This window comes from Spirillospora sp. NPDC047418 (assembly GCF_040643275.1).
Classification (GTDB): Bacteria; Actinomycetota; Actinomycetes; order Streptosporangiales; family Streptosporangiaceae; genus Spirillospora.
In genome coordinates this window covers 88627-114905 of record NZ_JBEYTW010000015.1, presented here as the reverse complement: position 1 = coordinate 114905, position 26279 = coordinate 88627, and the positions used below count along the sequence as shown (strand labels likewise).

Genomic DNA, 26279 nt, shown 5'->3' with positions numbered 1-26279 from the left:
CGCCCCTGCGCGCTCCGCGCGGGCGTTACCACGGGACGCGACGGATACACAGATCGTGGTCCGGAAGCGGACAATTGATTCCTGGGTTGTTTTGTTACCTACGGGGAACTTGGTGTTGAATTGTCCCTGTGAAGCGTCGAACCGACCGGGCCATCGCCATCGCCGCCGTGACCGCCGTGGCCGTCGTGCCCACCGCGATCCTGATGGTGGTCAAGGTCGGCGGGGACTCCGCGAAGGAGGCCGGCTCGATGCCCCCGGCCGCCGCCATGGCCCAGCAGGACCGGACCGGCTCCAACGGCGCCGCGGCTGGCACGGTCGCGCCGTCCGCCGCACCGGGCGCGCCCGGTGGCGCCACCCCCGGGCCGGGCGCCCCCGCCCCCGGTAACGGCGCCGCGCACGGACTGCCCACGGCGCCTCCCCAGCCGGGCCCGAGCCTGCACTCCTTCGTCCGCAAGACGGAGATGAAGGTGACGCTCGGCGCGAACGGCGACTACCAGCACGCCGTCGAGACGGCCACGTTCACGCTGTGGCCGAAGTTCGCGATGAGCGCCACCGGCGTCACGCAGACGAGCGAGGCCGGCGAGCTGAGCAAGATCACCCAGAAGGTGATCGTGAGCGGGAACGTCCTCAAGGGCTACGACGGCGCGAAGTGGACGCAGTCCACGCTCAGCGCGGCGCAGCTTGGCGCGCTGCAGAACGACTCCGACCCCCGGCAGTTCACCTTCATGATCGGGACGCTGCCCGGCATGACCGCGAGCGGGCCGGACGCGTCCGGCAAGACCCGCTTCACGGCGCAGGGGCTGATGAGCAGCGTGTACGCGCTGCTGCCGCAGGACACCGCGACCCGGTTCCGCGCCTCGATCCCCGACTCCACCGGCTGCGGCCTCGACCTGTGGGCCGACAGCAAGGGCCGCCCGACGGCGATCCAGCTGAACGCGCAGGCGCCCGGCGCCACCCTCAACGGGACGATGTCCTTCGCTTCCTACCGCTGACGCGCCCTGCCGGCCCCCTCGCCGGTCACGGCGTCCGGCGGTGCGGGGGCTACGCCGTTGGTCGTACCGTCGAGGCACCCATTCGTACCACCGGGGGATGCCCGCCAAGTTGATATCCCGGAACACTGGGAACATCACAAGGGCGACAAGGGAGGCTCGAACCTCATGAACCGACGACTCGTGGTGGCGGCCGGCGGTACAGCCGTGGGCGCAGCGCTCGTCCTGTCCGGATGCAACGGGGACGGGTCGGCGAACACGGAGAACATGAAGCTCAGCGCCGGGCAGGCGCTGATCAAGACGTCCGAGCAGACGGCGAAGGCCGACACGTTCAAGGCCGACCTCACGGTGGCCGACAGCGGGAACGAGTCCGGCAGGATCCACGCGCAGGGGCAGTTCCAGCTGCGCCCGACGCTGCAGTTCAGCGCGAAGCTGGACGAGTTCAGCCGCAACGGGCAGAGCGTCCCCGGCGCCAAGGGCCAGGCGGTCTTCACCGGCAACGTGCTCTACGCGAAGGTCCCGCAGCTCGCCCAGTTCGTCAGCGGCGGCAAGCCGTGGGTGAAGATCGACGTGAACCAGGTGTCGCAGCGGACCGGGTTCGACGTCCAGGGCCTGGTCGACCAGGTGCAGAAGGTCGACCCGGCCGAGCAGACGAAGATGTTCACCGGCTCCAAGGACGCCCGCCGGGTCGGGACCGAGACGGTCGACGGCGTGCGGACGACCCACTACACGGGCACGGTCACCATCGACGACGCGCTGAACCGCCTCGACGCGCGGGCGCGCGAGAAGGTGGGCAAGTGGCTGCCGAAGGACCGCGCCAACGGCAAGATCAACTTCGATCTCTGGACGGACGGCGACAACCTGCCCCGCAAGATCGTGTCGAAGGCGAACGGCTCGCAGGGCGAGACCGGCTCGGTGACCGTCCTCTACCGCGACTACGGTGACTCCTTCACGGTCAACGCGCCGCCGGCCGACCAGGTGGGCACGCTGTCGCTCGGGTCGCTGCTCGGCGGGAACTGAGCCGGATCACCCCGAGGGGAAATGAACCGAACCGGGTTCTCCAGCGTCTCACTACTGATCGGCCCGTGCGCCCGGCCGACTGGAAGACCAAGGAGAACCCCCACGATGATCCGTCGTTTCGCCGCCGCCACGGCGCTGGCCACCGGCCTCGCCCTCTCGATGACCGGTTGCCTCGGGGACGCCGGGCAGAAGGTGGACGAGGCCGGCAAGAACATCAAGCTGACGGCCGCGCAGGTGCTCGGCAAGGCCGCGGAGAAGACCGGCGACGTCAGCTCGTTCAAGGCCGACATGTCGATGCGTATGGCGGGCGCCACCGACGGCGACGTCTCGATGAACGGCACCATGCAGTACCGGACGAAGCCCGACCTCGCCTACAGCATGAACTTCACCGACATGACCGCCGCGGGCAAGTCGATGGGCGGCATGGAGCAGCGGCTCGTCGGCCGGAACATGTACATGAAGATGCCGATGCTGTCGGCGCTCGGCGGCAACGCGTCCGCCAAGCCCTGGATCAAGCTCTCGCTCGACGAGCTGGGCAAGCAGTCCGGCATGAACATCGAGGAGCTGCTGCAGCAGTCCCGGCAGATGGACCCGGTCCAGAACACGAAGATGCTGACGGCGTCCAAGGACGCGCGCGAGGTCGGCAAGGAGACGCTGGACGGCGTCGAGACCACCCACTACACCGGCACCTACCGGATGGAGGACGCGATCGCGAAGCTCTCCCCGGAGATGCAGGAGGCGTACCGCAAGAACCTCGCCTCGACCGGGATGCAGAGCATGCACTTCGACCTCTGGGTGGACGGGCAGCAGCTGCCCCGCCAGATGAAGATGAAGTCGGCCCAGACGTCCGAGGGCACGATGACCATGTCGATGAAGTACCACGACTTCGGCAAGCCGGTGCAGATCGACGAGCCGCCGGCGAGCCAGGTCACCGACTTCGCCGAGATCATGAGCAAGCTCGGCGGCGGCCTCGGCGGCGCCTGACCCGGGACCCCGGCAGGCCGACTGCCCGGCCACCCGACCGCTCGGCCACGAGGGACCGCGACCCGCACGGGGCGCGGTCCCTCCGCCGTTCCGCCGATTTGGTAAGTCCGACGGCGACCGCGTATTCTGTTCGATGCCGAAGACCGCCGGTCGTCACCTCCCCGTGGGGTGACCGAAGGACCCGACACCGTTCGGGCGGCCTGCGTAGGTGAGACGAGAGCTTCCGCATGGCCTCCGTGCCGTGCCTGGACGCCCCGTGCGCCTGCGCCGGGGCGTTTTTTGGTGGATCGGCGCCCCAGTCCCCTCCTGTGGACGGGCGCGGATCGGACCACCCAGGTAATCGGAAGGAGGGCTATGGCCAAGGCCCACAAGGACGCGGCGATCGCCGAGCTCAAGGATGAGTTCGAGAGCTCCAGCGGCGCCGTGCTGACCGAGTACCGCGGGCTCAGCGTCGCGCAGGTCAAGGAGCTGCGCGACAACCTCGGCGAGAACGCGCGGTTCCGCGTGGTGAAGAACACGCTGACCAAGCGCGCCGCGAACGAGGCCGGTGTCGACGAGCAGTTCCGCGAGCTGCTCGAAGGCCCGTCGGCGATCGCGTTCGTGCGCGGCGACGTGGTGGAGGCCGCCAAGGGCCTGCGCGACTTCGCCAAGGCGAACCCGATGCTGGTGATCAAGGGCGGTTTCATCGACGGTCAGTCGATGGACGCCGCCGAGGTCGCCAAGCTCGCCGACCTCGAGTCGCGCGAGGTTCTCCTCGCCAAGCTGGCCGGTGCGATGAAGGGCTCGATGGCGAACGCCGCCGCGCTGTTCAACGCCCTGCCGACGCAGGCGGCCCAGCTCGCCGAGGCGCTGCGCGCCAAGCGCGCGGAGGCCGGCGAGACGGCCGAGGCGCCCGCCGAGGCGGCGCCCGCCGAGGCCGCCGCCGAGTAGGCGCACCCGCGGTTCCGTACACCCCGAGATTTCAAGCCATAGCGGAGGAAACATCATGGCGAAGCTCAGCACCGACGACCTGCTCGACGCTTTCAAGGAGATGACCCTTCTCGAGCTCTCCGAGTTCGTGAAGCAGTTCGAGGACGTCTTCGACGTCAAGGCCGCCGCCCCGGTCGCCGCCGTCGCCGCCGCCCCGGGCGCCCCGGGTGCCCCGGCCGCCGAGGAGGCCGTCCAGGACGAGTTCGACGTCATCCTCGAGGGTGCCGGCGACAAGAAGATCCAGGTCATCAAGGAGGTCCGGACGCTCACGAGCCTCGGCCTCAAGGAGGCCAAGGACCTGGTCGACGGCGCGCCGAAGGCGCTGCTGGAGAAGGTCAACAAGGAGACCGCCGACAAGGCCAAGGAGGCCCTGGAGAAGGCCGGCGCGTCGGTCACCGTCAAGTAGGACGGCTCCAGAGCTGCGGAGCCCGCGGCTCCACCCGCTCTCCCAAGGAGGCGGTCACCCCTTTCCGGGGGTGGCCGCCTCCTTCGCGTTCCAGGTGACCGAGGCCGCTCGGGCCTGTGCACACCTGCTCGGCCGCGGTCGTTTTCCTGTACCGGAGTGATAAAGGTCCGCGGAAAAGCGTGTGTCGCGACGGGTTGTGTGTCCATCGGCGGGCGGCGTACCGTCCCGTTCTGACGCTGTGGTCACACTGGGCGGTCCCCGTCCCAGCGCCGGGTGCGGGAGCGCGGCCGGAGGCCGGGCGGTACCCCGGTCTTGAGCCGCTGGTTCTTGGACCACTAGTCTCATAGGCGCCGTAAGTAACGATTGTCTTACGACGTCGCATTTGGCCGCTGATCTGGACCGGAACCCCTTCCATTTGGACGGCGGCCCGCTACGGTAGTGGAACCCGGCGCGGCTACCGGACGGTAGCAACACGGCGGACACGCCGTGTGACGACAGCAAGAGCCTGAGTGCTACTCGCTCATTGGTTCGGGATTCCCCCCCGGCCTGGACGAAAGGTGACGAGTGGGCGTCGAGATCAGAGTCGAGGGCCTGACCAAGTCCTTTGGCCGCCAGGTGATCTGGCAGGACGTGTCGCTGACCATTCCCGCAGGTGAGATCTCCGTTCTTCTGGGCCCGTCCGGTACCGGCAAGTCGGTCTTCCTGAAGTCGCTCGTCGGGCTGCTCAAGCCCGACCGCGGGCACATCTGGATCGGCGACAGGGACCTCCCCCACCTGCCCGAATCCCAGCTCTACGAGACCCGCAAGCTGTTCGGCGTCCTTTTCCAGGACGGCGCGCTGTTCGGCTCGATGAACCTGTTCGACAACATCGCCTTCCCGCTGCGCGAGCACACCAAGAAGTCCGAGTCCGAGATCAAGCGCATCGTCCTTGAGAAGATGGAACTCGTCGGTCTGCTCGGCGCGGAGAACAAGCTTCCCGGTGAGATCTCCGGCGGGATGAAAAAGCGCGCCGGCCTCGCCCGCGCGCTCGTGCTCGACCCGGAGATCCTGCTCGTCGACGAGCCGGACTCGGGTCTGGACCCGGTCCGCACCGCGTTCCTGAACCAGGTGTTCATCGACCTGAACGCGCAGATCAACGCGACGTTCCTGATCGTCACCCACGACATCAACACCGCCCGCACCCTCCCCGACAACATCGGGCTGCTGTACCAGCGGCACCTGGCGATGTTCGGGCCGCGGGAGATGCTGCTGTCCAGCGAGGAGCCGGTCGTCCGGCAGTTCCTCAACGCCAGCAAGGTCGGCCCGATCGGCATGTCGGAGGAGAAGGACGCCTCCGAGCTGGAGGCCGAGGCCAAGATGGGCCTCGACTCGGGCAAGCTGCCGCCGATCCCGCCGCAGCAGATGCCGACCAACGGGCTGATCCGGGCCGGCATGCACGCGCCCGGCGCGTGGTGCGCCGCGCACGGCGTCACCCCGCCGCCCGGCTCGTTCATCGACGACCTCGGCCGCAACTGGGTGGAGGAGTGGCCGCGGTACGTGGCGTCCATGGCGCCCGTCGGCGCCCCCGCCCCGGGCGGCCCCGGCGGTCCGCCCCCCGGCCCGCCGCCCGGCGGCCCGGCCGGCCCCGGCGGCCCGTTCCCCGGCAACCCGCCGCCCGGCCGGCATGCGGGTGGTGCAGGGTACTGATGTCCACTCCTGGTATCGGCGCGGACCAGGCAGAGGGGAAGACCGGCGGGTCGTCGGCGACGTTCCGCAAGATCGGGGACGGCGCGGCAAACGTGGTCGTCAAGGAGCCCGGACGCTTCTTCGCCCTGTGCCTCGACACCGCCCGCGCGACCTTCCAGTGGCCGTTCCAGTGGCGCGAGTTCATCCAGCAGGCCTGGTTCATCGTCAGCGTCACCGTCGTCCCCACGATGCTGGTCGCCATCCCGTTCGGCGGCGTCCTGTCGCTGCAGGTCGGCGGGCTGATCCGGCAGCTCGGCGCGCAGTCCTACACCGGTGCGACCGCGGTCGTCGCGATCGTCCGGGAGGCCAGCCCGCTGGTCACCTCGCTGCTGGTCGCGGGCGCGGCCGGGTCGGCGATGTGCGCCGACATCGGCTCCCGGAAGATCCGCGAGGAGATCGACGCCATGGAGGTGCTGGGGATCAACCCCCTGCACCGCCTGGTCGTCCCGCGGATGTTCGCGTGCGCGTTCGTCGCGCTGTTCCTGAACGGGCTCGTGTCGGTGGTCGGCCTGATGGGCGGCTACTTCTTCAACGTCATGCTGCAGGGCGGCACCCCGGGCGCCTACCTCGCGTCGTTCAACGCGATCGCGCAGCTGCCCGACCTGCTGCAGGCCGAGTTCAAGGCGTTCGTGTTCGGCATCACCGCCGGCCTCGTCGCCGCCTACAAGGGGCTGAACGCCAAGGGCGGGCCGAAGGGCGTCGGTGACGCGGTCAACCAGACCGTCGTCATCACGTTCATGCTGCTCTTCCTGGAGAACTTCGTGATCTCCGCGCTGTACTTCCAGTTCGTCCCGTCGAAGGGGATGTGATGGCCACCCCTGGAAAGACGGGCAAGACGGTCTCCCGGGTGGTGGGCGCGCCGCTGGCACGGCTGGACGACTTCGGCCACCAGATGTCGTTCTACGCCCGCGCGTTCGCCTGGGTGTTCCGGGTGCTGCGCCGCTACCGCACGGAGGTACTGCGGCTGCTGGCCGAGGTGAGCCTCGGCACCGGCGGCCTCGCCGTCATCGGCGGCTCGGTGGTGATCGTCGGCTTCATGACGTTCTTCACCGGCAGCCAGGTCGGCCTGCAGGGCTACGAGTCGCTGAACCAGATCGGCACGGCCGCGTTCACCGGGTTCGTCGCGTCCTACTTCAACACGCGCGAGATCGCGCCGCTGGTGTCGGCGCTGGCGCTGTCGGCGACGGTCGGCTGCGGCTTCACCGCGCAGCTCGGCGCGATGCGGATCTCCGACGAGATCGACGCGTTGGAGGTCATGGCCGTCCCGTCGATGCCGTTCCTCGTCACGACCCGGATGCTCGCCGGGATGATCGCGGTCGTCCCGCTGTACATCGTGGGCCTGCTCGCCTCCTACGGCGCGACGCGGGTGATCGTGACGGTGTTCTACGGGCAGTCGACCGGCACCTACGACCACTATTTCCATTTGTTCCTACCACCGAACGACATCTTGTGGTCGTTCGGCAAAGTGATCATTTTCGCGGTGCTGGTGATGCTGATCCACTGCTACTACGGCTACCACGCGTCCGGCGGCCCGGCGGGCGTCGGCATCGCGGTGGGCCGCGCGGTGCGCACCAGCATCGTCGTCATCAACGTGGCGGACCTCCTGCTCGGCATGGCGATCTGGGGCACCACCACCACTGTGCGGATCGCGGGGTGACGGCGCGATGAGCGAACGCGTGCGCTACCGGGTGCTCGGCACCTCGATGATCGTCGTGATCGTCCTGCTGCTGGCGCTGACCGTCGCCCTGTACAACAAGGCGTTCACGCCCGTGACCGAGGTGAAGGTGCAGACCGAGCGGGCCGGGCTGCAGCTGCTGCCGCACTCGGACGTGAAGGTGCGCGGGCTGATCGTCGGCGAGGTGCGCGGCACCGACGCGACGGCGGACGGCGCCACGCTGCACCTCGCGCTCGACCCGGGCAAGGCGAAGCTGATCCCGCGGAACGTGCAGGCGCGGCTGCTGCCGAAGACGCTGTTCGGCGAGAAGTACGTGGACCTGGAGATCCCGGCGCAGGCCGCCCCGGCGGGGCTGCGCGAGGGCCAGGTCATCCAGCAGGACCGGTCGCAGGCCGCCGTCGAGATCGACAAGGTGCTGAACGACCTGCTGCCGCTGCTGCAGGCGGTGAAGCCGGCGGAGCTGAACGCGACGCTGAACGCGCTCGCGACGGCGCTGCAGGGCCGCGGCGACCAGCTCGGCCGCAACCTCGAAGAGGCCGACGACCTGCTCCGCAAGATCAACCCGCAGCTCGGCACGCTGGTGCACGACCTGCACGGGCTCGCGGACGTCTCCGACATCTACGCGAAGGCGGCGCCGGACCTGCTGCAGACCCTCCGGAACCTCAACGTGACCAGCCGCACGATCACCACCAAGAAGGACACGATCGAGCAGCTGATCCCGGCCACCACCGCGCTGGCGCAGGACGGCGACGCGTTCATGCGGCACAACGGGCCGAAGATCATCGGTGTGAACATCGCGAACCGGGACGTCGCGAGCCTGGTCGCCCGGTACTCGCCGTCGCTGCCGTGCGTGTTCGCCGGGCTGATGAAGCTCAAGCCGGAGGCCGAGCGGGTCGCCGGCGGGGGCGGGTCCAAGACCTTCAACCTGACGGTCGAGATCGTGAAGCCGCGGCCCGGCTACAAGTACCCGCTGGACGCGCCGGAGGCCAAAGACCGGCGCAACCCGCGCTGCTACGGCCTGCCGAACCCGAAGGTGCCGTCCCCGGACTACCTGGCGCTGGACGGCACCCAGGACGACCTGTGGTGGAAGAACCCGGACGACCCGAACGGCGGCGGCGCCGGCCGCGGCAGGGCCCTGTCGAACGTGTTCGTCGACACCGGCTCGCTGACCCCGGAGCAGCAGCTGAAGAGCGTCCTCGGACCGGTGACGCGGATCCCGGCCGATGAGATGTCGGACGTGTCGGAGCTGATGTTCGGGCCGCTGCTCTCGGACGGATCGGTGGTGACGATCAAGTGAGGACGACGGGCGCGGCGATCAAGCTGCTGACCTTCGTGGTCATCACCTCGGTGGCCACCGGCGTGCTGGCCATGACGATCTCCAACATGCGCTTCCGGGACACCCGCGAGTACAAGGCGATCTTCACCGACGTCACCGGGCTGCTGGACAACGACGACGTGCGCGCCGCCGGCGTCCAGGTCGGCCAGATCAAGCACATCGAGCTGTACAAGGGCGACAAGGCCGAGGTGACGTTCTCGGTGGAGGAGGACGGCCCGTTCAAGGCGGGGCTGCCGTCGTCCACGCAGGTGCAGATCCGCTACCGGAACCTGATGGGCCAGCGCTACCTCGCGCTGAGCGACGGCGCCGGGCAGGCCAACGACTACCTGAAGCCGGGCGGCACGATCCCGGTCTCGCAGACCCAGCCGGCGCTCGACCTGACGACGCTGTTCAACGGCTTCCGGCCGCTGTTCCGCGCGCTGGAGCCGAAGGACGTCAACACGCTGGCGATGCAGATCATCCAGGTGCTGCAGGGCGAGGGCGGGACGATCAACAGCCTGCTCGCGCACGTCGCGTCGCTGACCAACACGCTCGCCGACCGGGACCAGGTCATCGGCCAGGTCATCGACAACCTCAACACCGTGCTCGGCACGATCGACGAGCGGCACGACCAGGTCGACCGGCTGGTGCGGGACCTGCGCAGCTTCGTCAGCGGGGTGTCCGGCGACCGCAAGGCGATCTTCGACTCGGTCGCGGCGATCAACGACCTGACCGGCACGACGCAGGGCCTGCTGTCGGATGCGCGGCCGGACATCAAGAACGACATCGCGGGGCTGAGCAAGCTCGCCGGGACGTTCGCGGCCAACGAGAAGGCGCTCGACGGCGGGCTCAAGCGGTCGCCGAAGCGGCTGGAGGGGCTCGTGAACATCTCCTCCTACGGGTCCTGGTTCAACATGTACATCTGCGGTCTCGACGCGCGGGTGCGGCTGCCCGGCGGACCGGTCTACCAGACGCCGGCGATCGTGAACGAGAACGCGAGGTGCAAGTAGATGAGGATCCCGTTCCGGGAACGCAACCCGGTCCCCATCGGTCTCGCCGCGTTCGCGATCATCGCCGTGCTGCTGGCGGTGGCGATGAACCTCGACAACATCCCGTTCATCTCCGGCGGCAAGACCCACACGGCCGCGTTCAAGGAGGCCGCCGGGCTGAAGCCCGACGAGGAGGTCCGCATCGCGGGCGTCAAGGTCGGCAAGGTCACCGGCCTCGACCTGGACGGCGACCACGTCAAGGTCACCTTCCGGGTGGACGACGGCGTGAAGCTGGGCGACCGCACCGAGGCCGGCATCAAGATCAAGACGATCCTCGGCGCGCACTACCTGGAGCTGACCCCGCGCGGGAAGGGCCGGCTCGGCCGTGCCATCCCGATCGAGCGGACGCACACCCCGTTCGAGGTCGTCCCGGCGATCAGCGAGCTGAGCCGGCGGGTCGGCGCGATCGACGTCCAGCAGGTCGCGAAGTCGTTCGACGTGCTGTCGGAGACGTTCAAGAACTCGCCGGAGGAGGTCCGCGCGTCGCTGCAGGGCCTGCGCCGGCTGTCCAACACGGTCGCGTCCCGCGACGACGAGCTGCACGAGCTGGCCGGCAAGGCCAAGAACGTCTCGGAGCTGCTCGCCGACCGCAACCAGGACTTCGCCAAGCTCGTCCAGGACGGCGACAAGGTGCTCCAGGCGGTGCAGGCGCGCCGCGCGGTCATCCACCAGCTGCTGATCAACACCGTGACCCTGTCCCAGCAGGTGAACGCGCTGATCAAGGAGAACGAGAAGCAGCTGCGGCCGATGCTGGACAACCTGGCGAAGGTCAACGGGATCCTGCTGCGGAACCAGGACAACCTCGACCGGATCCTGAAGCTGTTCGCGCCGTTCGCGCGGCAGTTCTCGGACGTCACCGGCACCGGGCGCTGGTTCGACTCGTGGATCCAGAACCTCCTCCCGATTCCCGCGTCGATCCAGGACGCCCCGGCGAATGGCGGGACCGCGACGAAGAAGCAGGGCGGCCAGACCGGCAACCAGACGCAGACCGGCAACAGCGACAACCCGTTGCCGTTCCTCCCGTGAGCAGGCAGGTCACAGTGCGCAGTGTTAGCTCCAGCCCCCTGCAGGGGGCCCACCCCCGCCGGTCAGGAACCATCCTTCGCCTCGGCGGCGCGATCCTCGCCGTCGCAGTGCTGGTGGCCGCGCTCCTGCTGATCCTCCAGGAGCCGAAGCAGCGCCACCTGACGGCCTACTTCACCAAGACCGTCGGCCTCTACAAGGGCGCGGACGTCCGCATCCTCGGCATCCCGGTCGGCGAGGTCACGAAGGTCGAGCCGGTCGGCGACGCGGTCAAGGTCGAGCTGAAGTACGACGCCAAGTACAAGGTGCCCGCCAACGCGCAGGCCGTGATCATCAACCAGACGCTCGTCGCGGACCGCTACATCCAGCTGACCCCCGTCTACAAGACCGGGGCCGTCCTCGCCGACGGCGCGACGCTGACGACGAGCCGCACCGCCGTCCCGGTCGAGGTCGACCAGGTCAGCGGCAGCCTGAGCGACCTGACCAAGGCGCTCGGCCCGGAGGGCGCCAACGCGCCCGGCGCGAACGGCCAGGAGGGGTCGCTGTCGCGGCTGCTGGAGGTCGGCGCCGCGAACCTGGACGGCCAGGGCGACGACATCCGGGCGACGATCGCGGACGCGTCCAAGGCGCTCAGCACGCTCAGCACCGACCGCGGCGACGTCGCCGAGACGATCAAGAACCTGCGGATCATCACCGACGCGATGAAGGCGAACGACCAGCAGATCAAGTCGTTCACCGGGCACCTCAACGGGGTGTCGGGGCAGCTCGCGGGGGAGAAGGAGGAGCTGAGCGCGGCCCTCAACACCCTCGCCCCGACGCTGCGGAACGTGCAGCGGTTCGTCAAGGACAACCGCACCGAGCTGGCCGGGAACGTCCGGCAGCTCGCGCAGATCACCGGTGTCCTGGTCAAGGAGAAGGACGCGCTCGCCGAGATCCTCACCGCCGGCCCGCTGGCCGTGAACAACCTGGCCCGCGCCTACGACCCGATCAGCGGCACCATCCACACCCGCAACAACTTCCGCCAGTTCCACGACCTGGCCGACTGGGTCTGCTCGCTGGCGTACTCGGTCGGCACGCCCGCCAAGGAGTGCCTGGACTTCGTCAAGCCCTACAACGGCATCGGCACGGCGCTGACGGGCTTCAGCCTGGACCTGTCCTGGATCACGGCGCTGACCACGCACTACGACCCGGTCCCGATCCCGCCGGACGCCTACGGCCCCGGCGGCAAGTCCGGCAAGTCGACCAAGACGGCGAAGAAGACCACGACCAACAAGACGGCGGCGCGCAGCAGGCCCGGGGACCTCAGCGCGCTGCTGCCGGGAGGTGGCCGATGAGCAGGACCAGGAGACGGCCGGTCCGCCGCGCCCGCCTGCTGGGCGCCGCCGCGATCGCCGCGACGGCGGCCCTGTCGGGCTGCTCGTTCAACGGCGTCTCGTCGCTGCCGCTGCCCGGCGGCCCCGACCTCGGCTCCAACCCCGTCACCATCAAGATCGAGTTCGCGAACGTGCTGGACCTCGTCCCGCAGTCGGCGGTCAAGGTCAACGACGTGTCGGTGGGCAAGGTCGAGGACATCACGCTGGAGGGCGGCGCCCCCGGCCAGGGCGGCTGGCACGCGCTCGTCACCGTGAGGGTGCGCGGGGACGTGAACCTGCCCGACAACGCGCTGGCGACGGTCAGCCAGACCAGCCTCCTCGGCGAGAAGTTCGTGCAGCTGGAGCCGCCGAGGTACGAGGCGCCGAACGGCAGGCTCGGCACCGGTGACCTGATCCCGCTGAACCGCACCTCGCGCGGCACCGAGATCGAAGAGGTGCTGTCGGCGATGTCGCTGCTGCTGAACGGCGGCGGCCTGGAGCAGGTCTCCACGATCAGCCACGAGCTGCAGGCCGCGATGAACGGCCGGACCGGCACGATCCGCTCGGTGCTGGAGCGGGTCGACACCTTCACCGGGACGCTGGACCGCAACCGCGCCGCGATCACCCGCGCGCTCGACAGCATCGACCGGCTGAGCGGCAAGCTCGCGGCCGAGCGCAAGACGATCCGCGACACCATCGACGAGACGGGGCCCGCGATCGCCGTCCTCGACCGCAACCGCGCCGACCTCACCAAGATGCTGGTCGCGCTGGACAAGCTCAGCCGCACCACCACCAACGTGATCAACCGGTCGAAGACCGATCTGCTGGCGAACCTGCGGGACGTCGACAAGATCCTGCGGAACCTCAACAAGGCGGGCAACGACCTGCCGCGGTCGCTGGAGTCGCTGATCACCTTCCCGTTCCCGGCCACGTTCGAGAACACCATCGAGGGCGACTACGGCAACGTCCGGCTGACCGTCGACCTGGACTTCGAGTCCATCGCCCGGAACCTGCTCGGCGGCACCGACCTGGAGGGGATGCTCGGCAACGGCGCGCAGATGCGCGGCATGCTGCAGGTCCCGAACGTCACGCTGCCCGACTCGCCGCTAGGCGTGCTGCCGCAGACGTCCGGCGGGATCCCGGGGCTGCCCGGCCAGCCGACGCCGGCCCCGAAGACGACGCCGACGACGAAGACGCCGGCGACGAAGAAGACGTCCGGTACCCCGGCACCGGAGCGCACGGGCTCGCTCGGCTCCGATGACGGCGGTCTGCGGACCCTGGTGACGGGGGGCCTCTCGTGATCCTCAAGCGCGGCGTCATCATCCAGCTGATCGCTTTCGCGGTCATCACGGTCGTCGGCGTGGCGATCGTCTCGGTGAACTACATCGGCCTCGGCCGCGGCCTGCTCGGCAAGCAGTACGTCGCCTACGTCGACCTCACCGACTCCGGCGGCGTGTTCACCAACGCGGAGGTCACCTACCGGGGCGTCCCCGTCGGACGCGTCGGGCCGCTCGAGCTGACCAAGGACGGCATCCGGGTGAAGCTGCTCCTCGAACGCGGCGAGCGGATCCCGCGCGAGGGCACCAAGGCCGTCGTGGCGAACCGGTCCGCGGTCGGCGAGCAGTACATCGACCTGGAGCCGACCAGGAAGAGCGGGCCCTACCTCGACGAGGGCGACGCCTACACGATCCCGAAGGAGCGCACCACGCTCCCGGTGTCCACCGCCGAACTGCTGCGCAACGTCGACTCGCTCGTCGGGTCGGTCAACACCAAGGACCTCGGCGTCATCGTGGACGAGCTGAACAAGGCGTTCTCCGGCTCCGCCGAGGACCTCCAGTCGATCCTGGACGACACCGACCGGCTGCTGAAGACGGCGAACGAGGCGTACCCCGACACCAAGCGGCTCTTGGACAACAGCGTCACCGTCCTGGACACCCAGCGCGGGCAGGCCGCCAACATCCAGGGCTTCGCCCGCAACCTGAACGAGCTCACCCGGTCCCTGCGCAACGACGACCCGGCGCTGCGCAAGACCATCGACGCCGTGCCGGGCGCGGTGGACGAGACGCACAAGGCCATCAACCAGCTGGCGCCGACGCTGCCCGTCCTCCTGGCGAACCTCACCACGACCGGCCAGGTCATCACGTCCCGCCAGGCGGGCCTGCGGTCGCTGTTCATCCTGTACCCGGTGACGGTCGCCGGAGCGTTCACCGTCACGCCCGGCGACGGAACCCAGCACCTGGGCCTCGACCTCAACATCGACTCGCCGCCGCCGTGCACCGAGGGCTACGAGAAGGTCAAGCACCGCTGGCCCCAGGACACGTCCCCGAAGAAGCCGCGCCTCGACGCCGGCTGCAAGGCCCCGCACAACGCGCCCACCGCCGTGCGCGGCGCCCGCAACTTCCCGAAGAACGAGATCCTGCCGTACCCGCAGGTCCCGGCGGGCGCCACCGCCGGTGCCGGCTTCCCCGAGGGCGGCGCCACCGCCGACCCGAAGACCGAGGCCAAGGGCAAGGACGGCGGCAAGAACGACGCCAAGACGAAGGCCGCCGCCGCGGCCCCGACGGGCCAGGTCACGGACGGCCGACTGATCCTTTCCTATCCGTCCGATTCAGTTGATTTCGCTGGATACGATCCAACGACCGGTGCGGTCTACGGGCCCGACGGCAAGCGATACGTGATGCCGCGCAGCGCCGGAACCCGTCAGCTGGGAGAGGAATCCTCGTGGAAGTGGCTCCTGCTCGGACCGTTGAGCCAGTGAGGCGGACACGATGAGGCCCCGCCTTCCCATGGTCACCGCGATCACGCTCAGCGTCGCCGTGGTCGCCCTGGCCATCGCGTCCGGCTGGCTCGGCGTCGTCTCCCTCCGCAACAAGGACGACGTCGACCAGCGGGCGAAGGCGAGCCAGTCGGCGCGGCAGATGGGCGTCAACCTGATGACGCTCGACAAGGCGACCGCCCAGCGCGACGTCGACCGCATCGTGTCGGGCGCCACCGGCAACTTCAAGAACACCTTGAGCTCCCAGGCCAAGACCCTGATCGACCAGCTCACCCAGACCGGCGCGAAGTCCACGCTCACCGACGTCACCGCCGCGGTCGTGTCCATCGACGGCGACTCCGCCGAGGTGATGGTCTCCCTGGACGGCGTCGTGACGAACCCCAAGGTGAAGGACGGCGTTCCGCGCAAGTACAGGTACCTGATGGACCTGGAGCGGGTCGGTGACCGCTGGCTCGTTTCCGACATGGAGATGGTCCCGTGACGATGCTCGGCCGGGGCAAGCGCTCCGCTTCGGACAAGAAGAAGCCCGACGCCAAGTCGGACAAGGCCACCAAGGCAGACAAGGCGGCGAAGGCGGCGAAGGCCGCCGAGCTGGCCGAGGAGGCCGCGGAGCGGGCCCGCGAGGCCGCCCGCCTGGCCCAGATAGCCGCCGACGAGGCCGCCGAAGCCGAAGAGCCCGCCAAATCCACTGAGAAGCCCCGCGAATCAGCGAAGCTCTCCGAAGTCGACCCCACCCCCGAAAACGCGGCAGAGGACGACTCAGCCCCTTCCGAGGACGACTCCGCCACCCCGGAACACCCAGAGGCCGAGGCGGAGGAGGCCGAAACCGCCGACACCGACACCGACGTCGAGGACGAGGCGGACGACGAGGACGAAGAGGAGCCGGCGAAGCCGAAGCGCCTGAACCTCAAGAAGACGCCCAAGGACGAGGACGACGACGACGAGGACGAGGACGACGACGAGGACGACAAGCCTCGCCGCGGCCGCCTGGGCCTCCCGACGGTGATCGCCGTCCTGGCCGTCCTGACGATCGCGCTCGGTGTCGGCACGACGGTCCTGGGCCTGAAGGTCAAGGAGCAGAAGGCGACCCAGCAGGCGGTCAAGGAGGCCACGTTCGCGTCGTCCCACACGGCGCAGAAGATGTCGTCCTACGACTACCGGACCCTGGACACCGACCTGAAGGCCGCGTCCGCCCTGACGACCGGCAAGCTGCACACCCAGTACGGCAAGCTCGCCGAGGAGCTCAAGACCGTCGCGGTCCAGCAGCAGGCGGTCTCCAACACGACCGTGATGAAGATCGGTGTCGTGAGCGCGACCCCCGACAAGGTCGTGACCCTCGTCTACGCCAACCGCTCGTCCGCCACCAAGAGCGACAAGGAGCAGCGCCTCCCGGAGCCGCTCCGCATCAAGATGACGATGGTCAAGAAGGACGGCAAGTGGCTGGCCTCCGAGGTCACCGTCCTCTCGTAACCCCACCCCCGAGCCCCGACACCCCGTGATCCCCAGCCGGATCACGGGGTGTTCTCTTGGACGCCGCTCGTGGGCCTAAACTGTAACCTTCCTCACTGCAGGTCAGGGCCCGAAAAGTCCAAGTCCGCTCTTGACTGAGAGGCGCTGAGGGGCGATGCTCCATGGCAACGTGATGCATACTGCGGCGCTAGAGTTGCGAGCGGTGTACCAGTCGGCTACACTGCCCCTTTGCGCTGCCCTCTGACTATCCACGTGTGAGAGCACCCCTGCGGGGGTCTGTTGTAGACCCCGAAAAAGTAGGTCTCGGACGTGGATCGTCTGGCGTGCGTGTCGTCAGTTACGCCGCGAGCCCTCGGAAGGACCACTCTTGGCAGCCTCGCGCAACGCCTCGAATACCGCAACCGGTCCGCACCGCGTCTCCTTCGCGCGCATCAAGGAGCCGCTCGAAGTCCCGGACCTCCTTGCACTGCAGACCAACTCCGTTGACTGGCTGCTGGGCAACGAGAGGTGGAAGGCCCGGGTCGAGGCGGCCCAGAAGGCCGGAAGTAAGAGCGTCCCGACCCAGTCGGGGCTGGAGGAGATCTTCGAAGAGATCAGTCCCATCGAGGACTTCTCCGGAACCATGTCCCTCTCGTTCCGCGACCACCGGTTCGAGCCGCCCAAGTACTCCGTCGAGGAGTGCAAGGACAAGGACATGACCTACTCCGCCCCGCTGTTCGTGACGGCGGAGTTCATCAACAACACCACCGGTGAGATCAAGAGCCAGACGGTGTTCATGGGCGACTTCCCGCTCATGACCCCGAAGGGCACCTTCATCATCAACGGCACCGAGCGCGTCGTCGTCTCCCAGTTGACCCGGTCGCCCGGCGTCTACTTCGACCGCGCCCTCGACAAGGCGTCCGACAAGGACATCTACGGCTGCCGGGTCATCCCGAGCCGCGGCGCCTGGCTCGAGTTCGAGATCGACAAGCGCGACAACGTCGGCGTCCGCATCGACCGCAAGCGCAAGCAGCCCGTCACCGTGCTGCTCAAGGCGCTCGGCTGGGACGAGGCCCGCATCCGCGAGCGCTTCGGCTCCTACGAGTCGATCAACGTCACCCTGGAGAAGGACCACACGTCCGGCCAGGACGACGCGCTCCTCGACATCTACCGCAAGCTGCGTCCGGGTGAGCCGCCGACGCGCGAGTCCGCGCAGACGCTGCTGGAGAACCTGTACTTCAACCCGAAGCGGTACGACGTCGCCAAGGTCGGCCGCTACAAGATCAACAAGAAGCTCGGTCTCGACCTGGACATGCGCCAGGGCACGCTGACCGAGGACGACATCGTCGCCACGGTCGAGTACCTCGTCCGGCTGCACGCCGGCGAGGAGGAGGCCACCCTCGGGGCCGTCCCCGTGCCGATCGAGGTCGACGACATCGACCACTTCGGCAACCGGCGGCTGCGCACGGTCGGCGAGCTGATCCAGAACCAGGTCCGGCTGGGCCTGGCCCGGATGGAGCGCGTCGTCCGCGAGCGGATGACCACCCAGGACGTCGAGGCGATCACGCCGCAGACCCTGATCAACATCCGGCCGGTCGTCGCCTCCATCAAGGAGTTCTTCGGCACCAGCCAGCTGTCGCAGTTCATGGACCAGACCAACCCGCTGGCGGGGCTGACGCACAAGCGCCGGCTGAACGCCCTCGGGCCCGGTGGCCTGTCGCGCGAGCGGGCGGGCATGGAGGTCCGCGACGTCCACCCGTCCCACTACGGCCGCATGTGCCCGATCGAGACGCCGGAAGGCCCGAACATCGGCCTGATCGGCTCGCTCGCCGCGTTCGGCCGGGTCAACCCGTTCGGGTTCGTCGAGACGCCGTACCGCAAGGTCACCGAAGGCGTCGTCACCGAGCAGATCGACTACCTCACCGCCGACGAGGAGGACCGCTACGTCATCGCGCAGGCCAACTCCCTGCTGAACGACGACGGCACCTTCATCGACGACCGCATCCTGGTCCGCCGCAAGGGCGGCGAGGTCGAGCTGGTCCCCGCCCGCGAGGTCCAGTACATGGACGTCTCGGCGCGGCAGATGACCTCGGTCGCCACCGCGATGATCCCGTTCCTGGAGCACGACGACGCCAACCGCGCGCTGATGGGCTCCAACATGCAGCGCCAGTCCGTCCCGCTGCTGCGCAGCGAGGCGCCGCTGGTCGGCACCGGCATGGAGTACCGCGCGGCGACCGACGCCGGTGACGTCATCACGGCCGAGAAGGCCGGCGTCATCGAGGAGGTCTCCGCCGACTACGTGACCGTCATGAACGACGACGGCACGCGGACGACGTACCGGGTGTCGAAGTTCAAGCGGTCCAACCAGGGCACCTGCTTCAACCAGAAGCCCATCGTCGACGAGGGGCAGCGGGTCGAGGTCGGCCAGGTCATCGCCGACGGGCCGTGCACCGACAACGGCGAGATGGCGCTCGGCAAGAACCTCCTCGTGGCGTTCATGCCGTGGGAGGGCCACAACTACGAGGACGCGATCATCCTCAGCCAGCGCCTGGTGCAGGACGACGTCCTCTCCTCGATCCACATCGAGGAGCACGAGGTCGACGCCCGCGACACCAAGCTCGGCCCCGAGGAGATCACCCGGGACATCCCGAACGTCTCCGAGGAGGTCCTCGCCGACCTCGACGAGCGCGGCATCATCCGCATCGGCGCGGACGTCGTCCCCGGCGACATCCTGGTCGGCAAGGTCACGCCCAAGGGCGAGACGGAGCTGACCCCCGAGGAGCGGCTGCTGCGCGCGATCTTCGGTGAGAAGGCGCGGGAGGTCCGCGACACCTCGCTGAAGGTGCCGCACGGCGAGCAGGGCAAGGTCATCGGCGTCCGGGTGTTCTCCCGCGACGACGGCGACGAGCTCCCGCCCGGCGTGAACGAGCTGGTCCGGGTGTACGTCGCGCAGAAGCGCAAGATCACCGACGGCGACAAGCTGGCGGGCCGGCACGGCAACAAGGGCGTCATCTCCAAGGTGCTCCCGGTCGAGGACATGCCGTTCATGGAGGACGGCACGCCGGTCGACATCGTCCTGAACCCGCTGGGCGTCCCCGGACGCATGAACGTGGGCCAGGTCCTGGAGACCCACCTCGGCTGGGTCGCCTCCCGCGGCTGGAAGATCGAGGGCGACGACGCCGAGTGGAAGCGCGCGCTGAAGGCCATCGGCGCCGACGAGGCCGAGCCGTGGACCAACACCGCGACTCCGGTGTTCGACGGTGCCCAGGAGAGCGACGTCACCGGGCTGATCACGAGCACGCTGCCCAACCGCGACGGCAACCGCATGGTGGAGCCCGGCGGCAAGGCCCGGATGTTCGACGGCCGCACCGGCGAGCCCTACCGCGACCCGATCTCCGTCGGCTACATCTACATCCTCAAGCTGCTCCACCTGGTCGACGACAAGATCCACGCGCGCTCGACCGGCCCGTACTCCATGATCACCCAGCAGCCGCTCGGCGGTAAGGCCCAGTTCGGCGGCCAGCGCTTCGGTGAGATGGAGGTCTGGGCGCTGGAGGCGTACGGCGCCGCCTACGCGCTCCAGGAGCTGCTGACCATCAAGTCCGACGACGTCCTCGGCCGCGTGAAGGTGTACGAGGCCATCGTCAAGGGCGAGAACATCCCCGAGCCCGGCATTCCCGAGTCCTTCAAGGTGCTCATCAAGGAGATGCAGTCGCTGTGCCTCAACGTCGAGGTGCTCTCCAGCGACGGCATGTCGATCGAGATGCGCGACACCGACGAGGACGTCTTCCGCGCCGCGGAGGAGCTCGGCATCGACCTGTCCCGCCGTCCTAACGAGGGCGCGATGAGCGTCGACGAGGTCTGAGAACTCAAGGGGAAAACAGTTGCTTGACGTCAACTTCTTCGACGAGCTTCGCATCGGTCTGGCGACCGCCGACGATATCCGCCAGTGGTCGCACGGCGAGGTGAAGAAGCCGGAGACGATCAACTACCGGACCCTCAAGCCGGAGAAGGACGGGCTCTTCTGCGAGAAGATCTTCGGCCCGACCCGGGACTGGGAGTGCTACTGCGGCAAGTACAAGCGCGTCCGCTTCAAGGGCATCATCTGTGAGCGCTGCGGCGTCGAGGTGACCCGCGCCAAGGTGCGGCGCGAGCGGATGGGCCACATCGAGCTGGCCGCGCCGGTCACGCACATCTGGTACTTCAAGGGCGTGCCGTCCCGCCTCGGCTACCTGCTGGACCTGGCCCCGAAGGATCTCGAGAAGATCATCTACTTCGCGGCCTACATGATCACCAGCGTGGACTCCGAGCGGCGCGACCGCGACCTGCCCACGCTGGAGGCGCACATCTCGGTGGAGCGCCAGCAGATCGAGCAGGCCCGCGACGCGCAGGTCGAGGCCCGCCAGCAGAAGCTGGAGGGCGACCTCGCGGAGCTGGAGGAGGCCGGCGCGAAGGCCGACCAGAAGCGCAAGGTGCGCGACGGCGCCGAGCGGGAGATGAAGCAGCTGCGCGACCGCGCGCAGCGCGAACTCGACCGCCTCGACGAGGTGTGGAGCCGGTTCAAGAACCTCAAGGTCCAGGACCTGGAGGGCGACGAGCTGCTCTACCGCGAGATGCGCGACCGCTTCGGCAAGTACTTCCAGGGCGGCATGGGCGCCGCGGCCATCCAGGCGCGGCTGCAGAACTTCGACCTCGACGCCGAGGCCGAGAAGCTGCGCGACATCATCCGCACCGGCAAGGGCCAGAAGAAGGCCCGCGCCCTCAAGCGGCTGAAGGTCGTCTCGGCGTTCCTCAACACCCGCAACAGCCCGCTCGGCATGGTGCTGGACTGCATCCCGGTGATCCCGCCGGACCTGCGTCCGATGGTGCAGCTGGACGGCGGCCGCTTCGCGACCTCCGACCTGAACGACCTGTACCGCCGGGTCATCAACCGGAACAACCGGCTCAAGCGCCTGCTCGACCTCGGCGCGCCCGAGATCATCGTCAACAACGAGAAGCGGATGCTGCAGGAGGCCGTCGACGCGCTGTTCGACAACGGCCGCCGCGGCCGCCCGGTCACCGGGCCGGGCAACCGTCCGCTGAAGTCGCTGTCGGACATGCTCAAGGGCAAGCAGGGCCGGTTCCGGCAGAACCTGCTGGGCAAGCGCGTCGACTACTCGGGCCGTTCGGTCATCGTCGTCGGCCCGCAGCTGAAGCTGCACCAGTGCGGCCTGCCCAAGCAGATGGCGCTGGAGCTGTTCAAGCCGTTCGTCATGAAGCGGCTGGTCGACCTCAACCACGCGCAGAACATCAAGTCCGCCAAGCGGATGGTCGAGCGCGCGCGTCCCGTCGTGTGGGACGTCCTGGAAGAGGTCATCACCGAGCACCCGGTGCTGCTGAACCGCGCGCCGACCCTGCACCGGCTCGGCATCCAGGCGTTCGAGCCGCAGCTGGTCGAGGGCAAGGCCATCCAGATCCACCCGCTGGTCTGCACCGCGTTCAACGCGGACTTCGACGGCGACCAGATGGCGGTGCACCTGCCGCTGTCCGCCGAGGCGCAGGCCGAGGCGCGGATCCTGATGCTGTCGACGAACAACATCCTGAAGCCGTCGGACGGCAAGCCCGTCACCATGCCCACCCAGGACATGGTCATCGGCCTGTACTGGCTGACGACGCAGAAGGACGGCGCCATCGGCGAGGGCCGCGCGTTCGGCTCGGCCGCCGAGGCGATCATGGCCTACGACCGGGGCGAGCTCGACCTGCAGGCCAAGATCCAGATCCGGCTGAAGGACATGCCGCCGCCGCGCGACTGGATCGCGCCGGAGGGCTACGAGCCCGGTCAGCCGTACCGGCTGGAGACGACGCTCGGCCGCGCCCTGTTCAACGAGACGCTGCCGGACGACTTCTCGTTCGTGGACGACGAGATCAGCAAGAAGCAGCTCTCGGCGATCGTCAACGAGCTGGCGGAGACCTACCCGAAGGTGGCCGTCGCGGGCGCGCTCGACGCGCTGAAGAGCACCGGCTTCTACTGGGCGACCCGGTCCGGTGTCACGATCGCGATCGACGACGTCATCACGCCGCCGAACAAGGCGGACATCCTGGCCGGCTACGAGGCGCGTGCCGAGAAGGTGCAGCGGGAGTTCAACCGCGGCCTGATCACCGACGATGAGCGCAAGCAGGAGCTCATCGAGATCTGGAACAAGGCCACCGCGGACGTCGCGGTGGACATGGAGAAGGCGTTCCCGAAGGCCAACCCGATCTGGATGATGATCCAGTCGGGCGCCCGCGGCAACCCGCTGCAGCTCCGCCAGATCGCCGGTATGCGCGGCCTGGTCTCCAACCCCAAGGGCGAGACCATCCCGCGTCCGATCAAGTCGTCCTTCCGCGAGGGGCTGTCGGTCGTCGAGTACTTCATCTCGACGCACGGCGCCCGCAAGGGCCTCGCCGACACCGCGCTGCGCACCGCCGACTCGGGTTACCTGACCCGGCGCCTGGTGGACGTCGCGCAGGACGTCATCGTCCGCGAGGAGGACTGCGGCACCGACCGCACGATCCCGTTCGAGATCGTCGAGCGGCAGTCGGACGGCAGTGTGATCAAGCTGCCGACGACGGAGACGAGCCTCACCGGCCGCACGATCGCCGAGGACGTCGTCGTCGACGGGACGGTCATCTACCCGGCCGACACCGACCTGTCGGACGCGGTCGTGACCCGGCTGTTCGAGGCGGGCGTGGAGAAGGTCCGCACCCGCAGCGCCCTCGTCTGCGAGGCCAAGATCGGCGTCTGCGCCGCCTGCTACGGCCGCTCGCTGGCCACCGGCAAGCGGGTCGACGTCGGCGAGGCCGTCGGCATCATCGCCGCGCAGTCCATCGGTGAGCCCGGCACGCAGCTGACCATGCGCACCTTCCACACCGGCGGTGTGGCCGGTGGCGACATCACGCACGGTCTGCCGCGCGTCCAGGAGCTGTTCGAGGCCCGCATCCCCAAGGGTGTGGCCCCGATCAGCGAGGTCGCCGGCCGCGTCAAGATCGACGAGACGGAGAAGGCCCGCAAGGTCGTCGTCGTCCCGGACGACGGCTCGGAGGAGATCGCCTACCAGGTGCCGATGCGGTCCCGCCTGCTGGTCAAGGAGGGCGAGTCCGTGGGCGTCGGGCAGCAGCTCATCGCGGGTGCGATCAACCCGCACGAGGTGCTGCGCATCCTCGGCCCCCGCGCCGTCCAGCTCCACCTGGTCCAGGAGGTCCAGGAGGTCTACCGGTCGCAGGGCGTGTCGATCCACGACAAGCACATCGAGATCATCGTCCGCCAGATGCTGAAGCGGGTGAACATCCTCGAGTCGGGCGACACCTCGCTGCTCCCGGGCGACCTGGTCGAGCGTCCGATCTTCGAGGAGACGAACCGGAACGTCGTGGCCGAGGGCGGCACGCCCGCCGCCGGCCGCCCCGTCCTGATGGGCATCACCAAGGCCTCGCTCGCGACCGAGTCGTGGCTGTCGGCGGCGTCCTTCCAGGAGACGACCCGGGTGCTCACCGAGGCCGCGATGCACGCCAAGAGCGACCCGCTGCTGGGCCTCAAGGAGAACGTCATCATCGGCAAGCTCATCCCGGCCGGTACCGGCATGCCGCAGTACCGCAACGTCCGGGTCGAGCCGACCGAGGAGGCGAAGGCGGCGGTCTACTCCGTCGGTTCCTACGACGACGGCGCCGAGTACGCCTTCGGCCAGGGTTCCGGCGAGGCCGTGCCGCTGGAGGAGTACGACTTCGGCCAGTACAACCGCTAGCGTCCCGTCCCGGGACGCCGCTCCGGCGGCGTCCCGGCTCGCGGACACCCGTGCCTGACGACACGCAGAGGGGCCCCTTCCACCCGGGAGGGGCCCCTCCGCGTGTTCCGGGTCAGAAGATCCCGGCAGCAGAGCTATCTACCAGCAGCAGCGGCCAGAAACCTCCGTCGGCCACCTGTGCGTACCGTCCATTCCGGATGTTCCACCACGTCGCCGAAGAGAGCTGCGCCGATACGCCCATAGCTTGATCGGTCAAGGATTCCGCCGCCGTGCGCGGACGATGCGCAGTACGACGACGGCGGTGCCCGCAGCGGACGCCGTCCACAGGGCGATCACGGCGTCCGGTACCCAGATCAGCGCCGCCTTCATGTCGTCGATGACCACCAGTGCCGCGACGGAGGCCGCGGGAAGCGCGCCCGCGAGGACCCATCCGACGGTGACGGCGAGTCGCGGAGAGGCCGGGCCGGTGGGGCGGCGCAGCAGCAGTGCCGAGCGTCCGGCGGCCACGATGAACGCCGCGGCCAGTCCGGTGACGCCCCAGACGGTCAGCAGATACGGGAACGCGGACGGTTCGGCGCCCGGCCGTCCGCCCGCGAGGATCCGGGCGGCACCGAAGCCGACCTGCATGACCGCCGCGTCCTGGAGGAGCCCGTACAGGTTCTGCTCCAGGACCAGCGCGACATTCCGCTGCGGCAGCACGAACATCATGGCCGAATAGCCCGGTGTACCGCCGGTGTGCCAGAGGGCCGTGTCGAGCGGCGCGTCCAGCCCGCCGATACGCCAGCCGAGGCCGTAGCCGCTGCCGCCGAGGCCTTCCTCGCGCATGAGGCGGATCGATTCGGTGGTGAGGACGGCGCCGCCGCCGGCCGTCCTGCCCGCGCGGAGCTGGAGGGACGCGAAGGCGGACAGGTCCCCGATGTCCCCGGCCAGGTAGCCGTAGCCCGCGCCGTGGTCGTCGAAACCGTCCGCGACGGCGGCCGGGAAGCCCCACAGGAGTTGATGCCCCGGCGGCAGCCGCCGCTGCCGGGCGGAGGCGGCGTCGGCGATGGCGCCGTTCATCCCGGCCGGGGCGAACACGGCCTGCCGGAGGTACTCGGCGAGCGGACGTCCCGTGACGGCCTCGACGAGCGCGGTCAGGACGACATAGTTGGCGCTCGAATACGCGTACTCGGTGCCCGGAGGGCCGAGCGGAGCGATGCCGTCCAGCGCGCGAAGCCGTTGCGCCGGAAGCGGGCAGTCCCGCCCGTAGCAGTCGGTGACCTTGGACGTCGCCGATGCGGGGATGCCGGCAGTCTGGGTCAGCAGATGGCGGACCGTCACCCGGGATGCGTGCGCCGCCCCGCCGAACCGGAATCCGGGCAGGTGGCCGACGACCCGGTCGTCCAGGCGGAGACGTCCCGACTGCACCAGCGTCATGACGGCCGTCGCCGTGACGGGTTTCGCGAGCGAACCCCAGACGAAGGGCGTCCGGGCGGTGACGCGCTCGCCCCGTCCGTCCGTGCCCCACGACCGTTGGTGCAGCGGGCCGTCCGGTCCGACGATGGCGTAGGAGAGGCCCGGGGTGTGCGTGGCCTCCATCCGGTGGCGCACGTACGCGTCGATGGCCGCGTCCCGATCCGGTGGTCCGCCGGCCGACGCGACGGGTGCGCACATCAGCAGGCCGAGCATGACGACCACGGGTAGGGCGAAGGCCTGGGCGGACGCGTAGGGACGGAGTGAGCGCATGGGGACGTCCTAGGGAAGATCGGATAACCGTATGGCGATACGGTTTTTACCGTATGACGATATGG

General features: G+C 68.9%; 19 protein-coding genes. 18 read left to right on the top strand and 1 reads right to left on the bottom strand.

Going from position 1 to position 26279, the window contains the following annotated elements:
- The first annotated feature begins 128 nt into the window (after nt 1-128).
- From ABZ806_RS12710 to ABZ806_RS12625, 18 genes are all read left to right on the top strand, one after another.
- Entirely contained in the window at nt 129-992 is an 864-nt protein-coding gene (locus ABZ806_RS12710; RefSeq protein ID WP_500217030.1) for a hypothetical protein, read from the top strand.
- Between the two features lie 165 nt (nt 993-1157).
- A complete protein-coding gene (locus ABZ806_RS12705; protein WP_500217029.1) occupies nt 1158-2009 on the top strand; it encodes an SCO4651 family lipoprotein in 852 nt (283 codons plus the stop codon).
- Between the two features lie 105 nt (nt 2010-2114).
- Nucleotides 2115-2993 carry an SCO4651 family lipoprotein gene (locus tag ABZ806_RS12700; RefSeq protein ID WP_500217027.1) on the top strand — a complete coding sequence of 293 codons (879 nt, stop codon included), beginning with the start codon at nt 2115-2117 and terminating at the stop codon, nt 2991-2993.
- Between the two features lie 354 nt (nt 2994-3347).
- On the top strand, nt 3348-3923 hold the full coding sequence (gene rplJ / locus ABZ806_RS12695; RefSeq protein ID WP_500217026.1) for a 50S ribosomal protein L10: 576 nt from the start codon (nt 3348-3350) through the stop codon (nt 3921-3923).
- Between the two features lie 55 nt (nt 3924-3978).
- On the top strand, nt 3979-4368 hold the full coding sequence (gene rplL, locus ABZ806_RS12690; protein ID WP_500217025.1) for a 50S ribosomal protein L7/L12: 390 nt from the start codon (nt 3979-3981) through the stop codon (nt 4366-4368).
- Between the two features lie 564 nt (nt 4369-4932).
- Nucleotides 4933-6054 carry an ABC transporter ATP-binding protein gene (locus ABZ806_RS12685; RefSeq protein WP_500217023.1) on the top strand — a complete coding sequence of 374 codons (1122 nt, stop codon included), beginning with the start codon at nt 4933-4935 and terminating at the stop codon, nt 6052-6054.
- Nucleotides 6054-6902, top strand: coding sequence for an MlaE family ABC transporter permease (locus tag ABZ806_RS12680; RefSeq protein ID WP_203596301.1), 849 nt, complete (start codon nt 6054-6056; stop codon nt 6900-6902). Before ABZ806_RS12685 ends, ABZ806_RS12680 begins: the two co-directional genes overlap by 1 nt.
- Nucleotides 6902-7750, top strand: a complete 849-nt coding sequence (locus ABZ806_RS12675) for an MlaE family ABC transporter permease (protein WP_500217022.1) — start codon at nt 6902-6904, stop codon at nt 7748-7750. The genes ABZ806_RS12680 and ABZ806_RS12675 overlap by 1 nt, the downstream gene beginning before the upstream one ends.
- 7 nt (nt 7751-7757) lie before the next feature.
- Nucleotides 7758-9065 (top strand): MCE family protein, encoded by a 1308-nt coding sequence (locus ABZ806_RS12670; RefSeq protein ID WP_500217021.1) that lies wholly within the window; start codon nt 7758-7760, stop codon nt 9063-9065.
- The gene (locus ABZ806_RS12665) at nt 9062-10093 is read left to right on the top strand and encodes an MCE family protein (RefSeq protein ID WP_500217020.1); all 1032 of its coding nucleotides are present in this window, start codon (nt 9062-9064) and stop codon (nt 10091-10093) included. Before ABZ806_RS12670 ends, ABZ806_RS12665 begins: the two co-directional genes overlap by 4 nt.
- Nucleotides 10094-11158 carry an MCE family protein gene (locus tag ABZ806_RS12660; protein ID WP_500217019.1) on the top strand — a complete coding sequence of 355 codons (1065 nt, stop codon included), beginning with the start codon at nt 10094-10096 and terminating at the stop codon, nt 11156-11158.
- Nucleotides 11155-12489 (top strand): MCE family protein, encoded by a 1335-nt coding sequence (locus ABZ806_RS12655; RefSeq protein ID WP_500217017.1) that lies wholly within the window; start codon nt 11155-11157, stop codon nt 12487-12489. Before ABZ806_RS12660 ends, ABZ806_RS12655 begins: the two co-directional genes overlap by 4 nt.
- Entirely contained in the window at nt 12486-13808 is a 1323-nt protein-coding gene (locus ABZ806_RS12650) for an MCE family protein (protein ID WP_500217016.1), read from the top strand. The genes ABZ806_RS12655 and ABZ806_RS12650 overlap by 4 nt, the downstream gene beginning before the upstream one ends.
- Nucleotides 13805-15265 carry an MCE family protein gene (locus tag ABZ806_RS12645; RefSeq protein ID WP_500217014.1) on the top strand — a complete coding sequence of 487 codons (1461 nt, stop codon included), beginning with the start codon at nt 13805-13807 and terminating at the stop codon, nt 15263-15265. The genes ABZ806_RS12650 and ABZ806_RS12645 overlap by 4 nt, the downstream gene beginning before the upstream one ends.
- A 10-nt stretch (nt 15266-15275) precedes the next feature.
- Nucleotides 15276-15764: an Rv1363c family protein gene (locus ABZ806_RS12640; RefSeq protein ID WP_500217012.1), complete on the top strand. Its 489-nt coding sequence runs from the start codon at nt 15276-15278 to the stop codon at nt 15762-15764.
- A gap of 2 nt (nt 15765-15766) precedes the next feature.
- Nucleotides 15767-16753, top strand: a complete 987-nt coding sequence (locus ABZ806_RS12635) for an Rv1363c family protein (RefSeq protein ID WP_500217074.1) — start codon at nt 15767-15769, stop codon at nt 16751-16753.
- A gap of 367 nt (nt 16754-17120) precedes the next feature.
- Nucleotides 17121-20597 carry a DNA-directed RNA polymerase subunit beta gene (gene rpoB, locus ABZ806_RS12630; RefSeq protein WP_500217011.1) on the top strand — a complete coding sequence of 1159 codons (3477 nt, stop codon included), beginning with the start codon at nt 17121-17123 and terminating at the stop codon, nt 20595-20597.
- 19 nt (nt 20598-20616) lie between these two features.
- On the top strand, nt 20617-24489 hold the full coding sequence (locus tag ABZ806_RS12625; RefSeq protein ID WP_500217010.1) for a DNA-directed RNA polymerase subunit beta': 3873 nt from the start codon (nt 20617-20619) through the stop codon (nt 24487-24489).
- A 252-nt stretch (nt 24490-24741) separates the two neighbouring features.
- Here the strand turns inward: ABZ806_RS12625 and ABZ806_RS12620 are convergent, their stop codons facing one another.
- Complete coding sequence (locus tag ABZ806_RS12620) at nt 24742-26214, bottom strand: serine hydrolase domain-containing protein (RefSeq protein ID WP_500217008.1); 1473 nt, start codon at nt 26212-26214, stop codon at nt 24742-24744.
- Between the last annotated feature and the right edge of the window lie 65 nt (nt 26215-26279).

Coding starts and splice junctions, on each gene's coding strand:
- ABZ806_RS12705 (WP_500217029.1), top strand. CDS start 1,158: ATGAACCGACGACTCGTGGTGGCGGCCGGCGGTACAGCCGTGGGCGCA.
- ABZ806_RS12700 (WP_500217027.1), top strand. CDS start 2,115: ATGATCCGTCGTTTCGCCGCCGCCACGGCGCTGGCCACCGGCCTCGCC.
- rplJ (WP_500217026.1), top strand. CDS start 3,348: ATGGCCAAGGCCCACAAGGACGCGGCGATCGCCGAGCTCAAGGATGAG.
- rplL (WP_500217025.1), top strand. CDS start 3,979: ATGGCGAAGCTCAGCACCGACGACCTGCTCGACGCTTTCAAGGAGATG.
- ABZ806_RS12680 (WP_203596301.1), top strand. CDS start 6,054: ATGTCCACTCCTGGTATCGGCGCGGACCAGGCAGAGGGGAAGACCGGC.
- ABZ806_RS12675 (WP_500217022.1), top strand. CDS start 6,902: ATGGCCACCCCTGGAAAGACGGGCAAGACGGTCTCCCGGGTGGTGGGC.
- ABZ806_RS12670 (WP_500217021.1), top strand. CDS start 7,758: ATGAGCGAACGCGTGCGCTACCGGGTGCTCGGCACCTCGATGATCGTC.
- ABZ806_RS12660 (WP_500217019.1), top strand. CDS start 10,094: ATGAGGATCCCGTTCCGGGAACGCAACCCGGTCCCCATCGGTCTCGCC.
- ABZ806_RS12650 (WP_500217016.1), top strand. CDS start 12,486: ATGAGCAGGACCAGGAGACGGCCGGTCCGCCGCGCCCGCCTGCTGGGC.
- ABZ806_RS12640 (WP_500217012.1), top strand. CDS start 15,276: ATGAGGCCCCGCCTTCCCATGGTCACCGCGATCACGCTCAGCGTCGCC.
- ABZ806_RS12635 (WP_500217074.1), top strand. CDS start 15,767: ATGCTCGGCCGGGGCAAGCGCTCCGCTTCGGACAAGAAGAAGCCCGAC.
- ABZ806_RS12620 (WP_500217008.1), bottom strand. CDS start 26,214: ATGCGCTCACTCCGTCCCTACGCGTCCGCCCAGGCCTTCGCCCTACCC.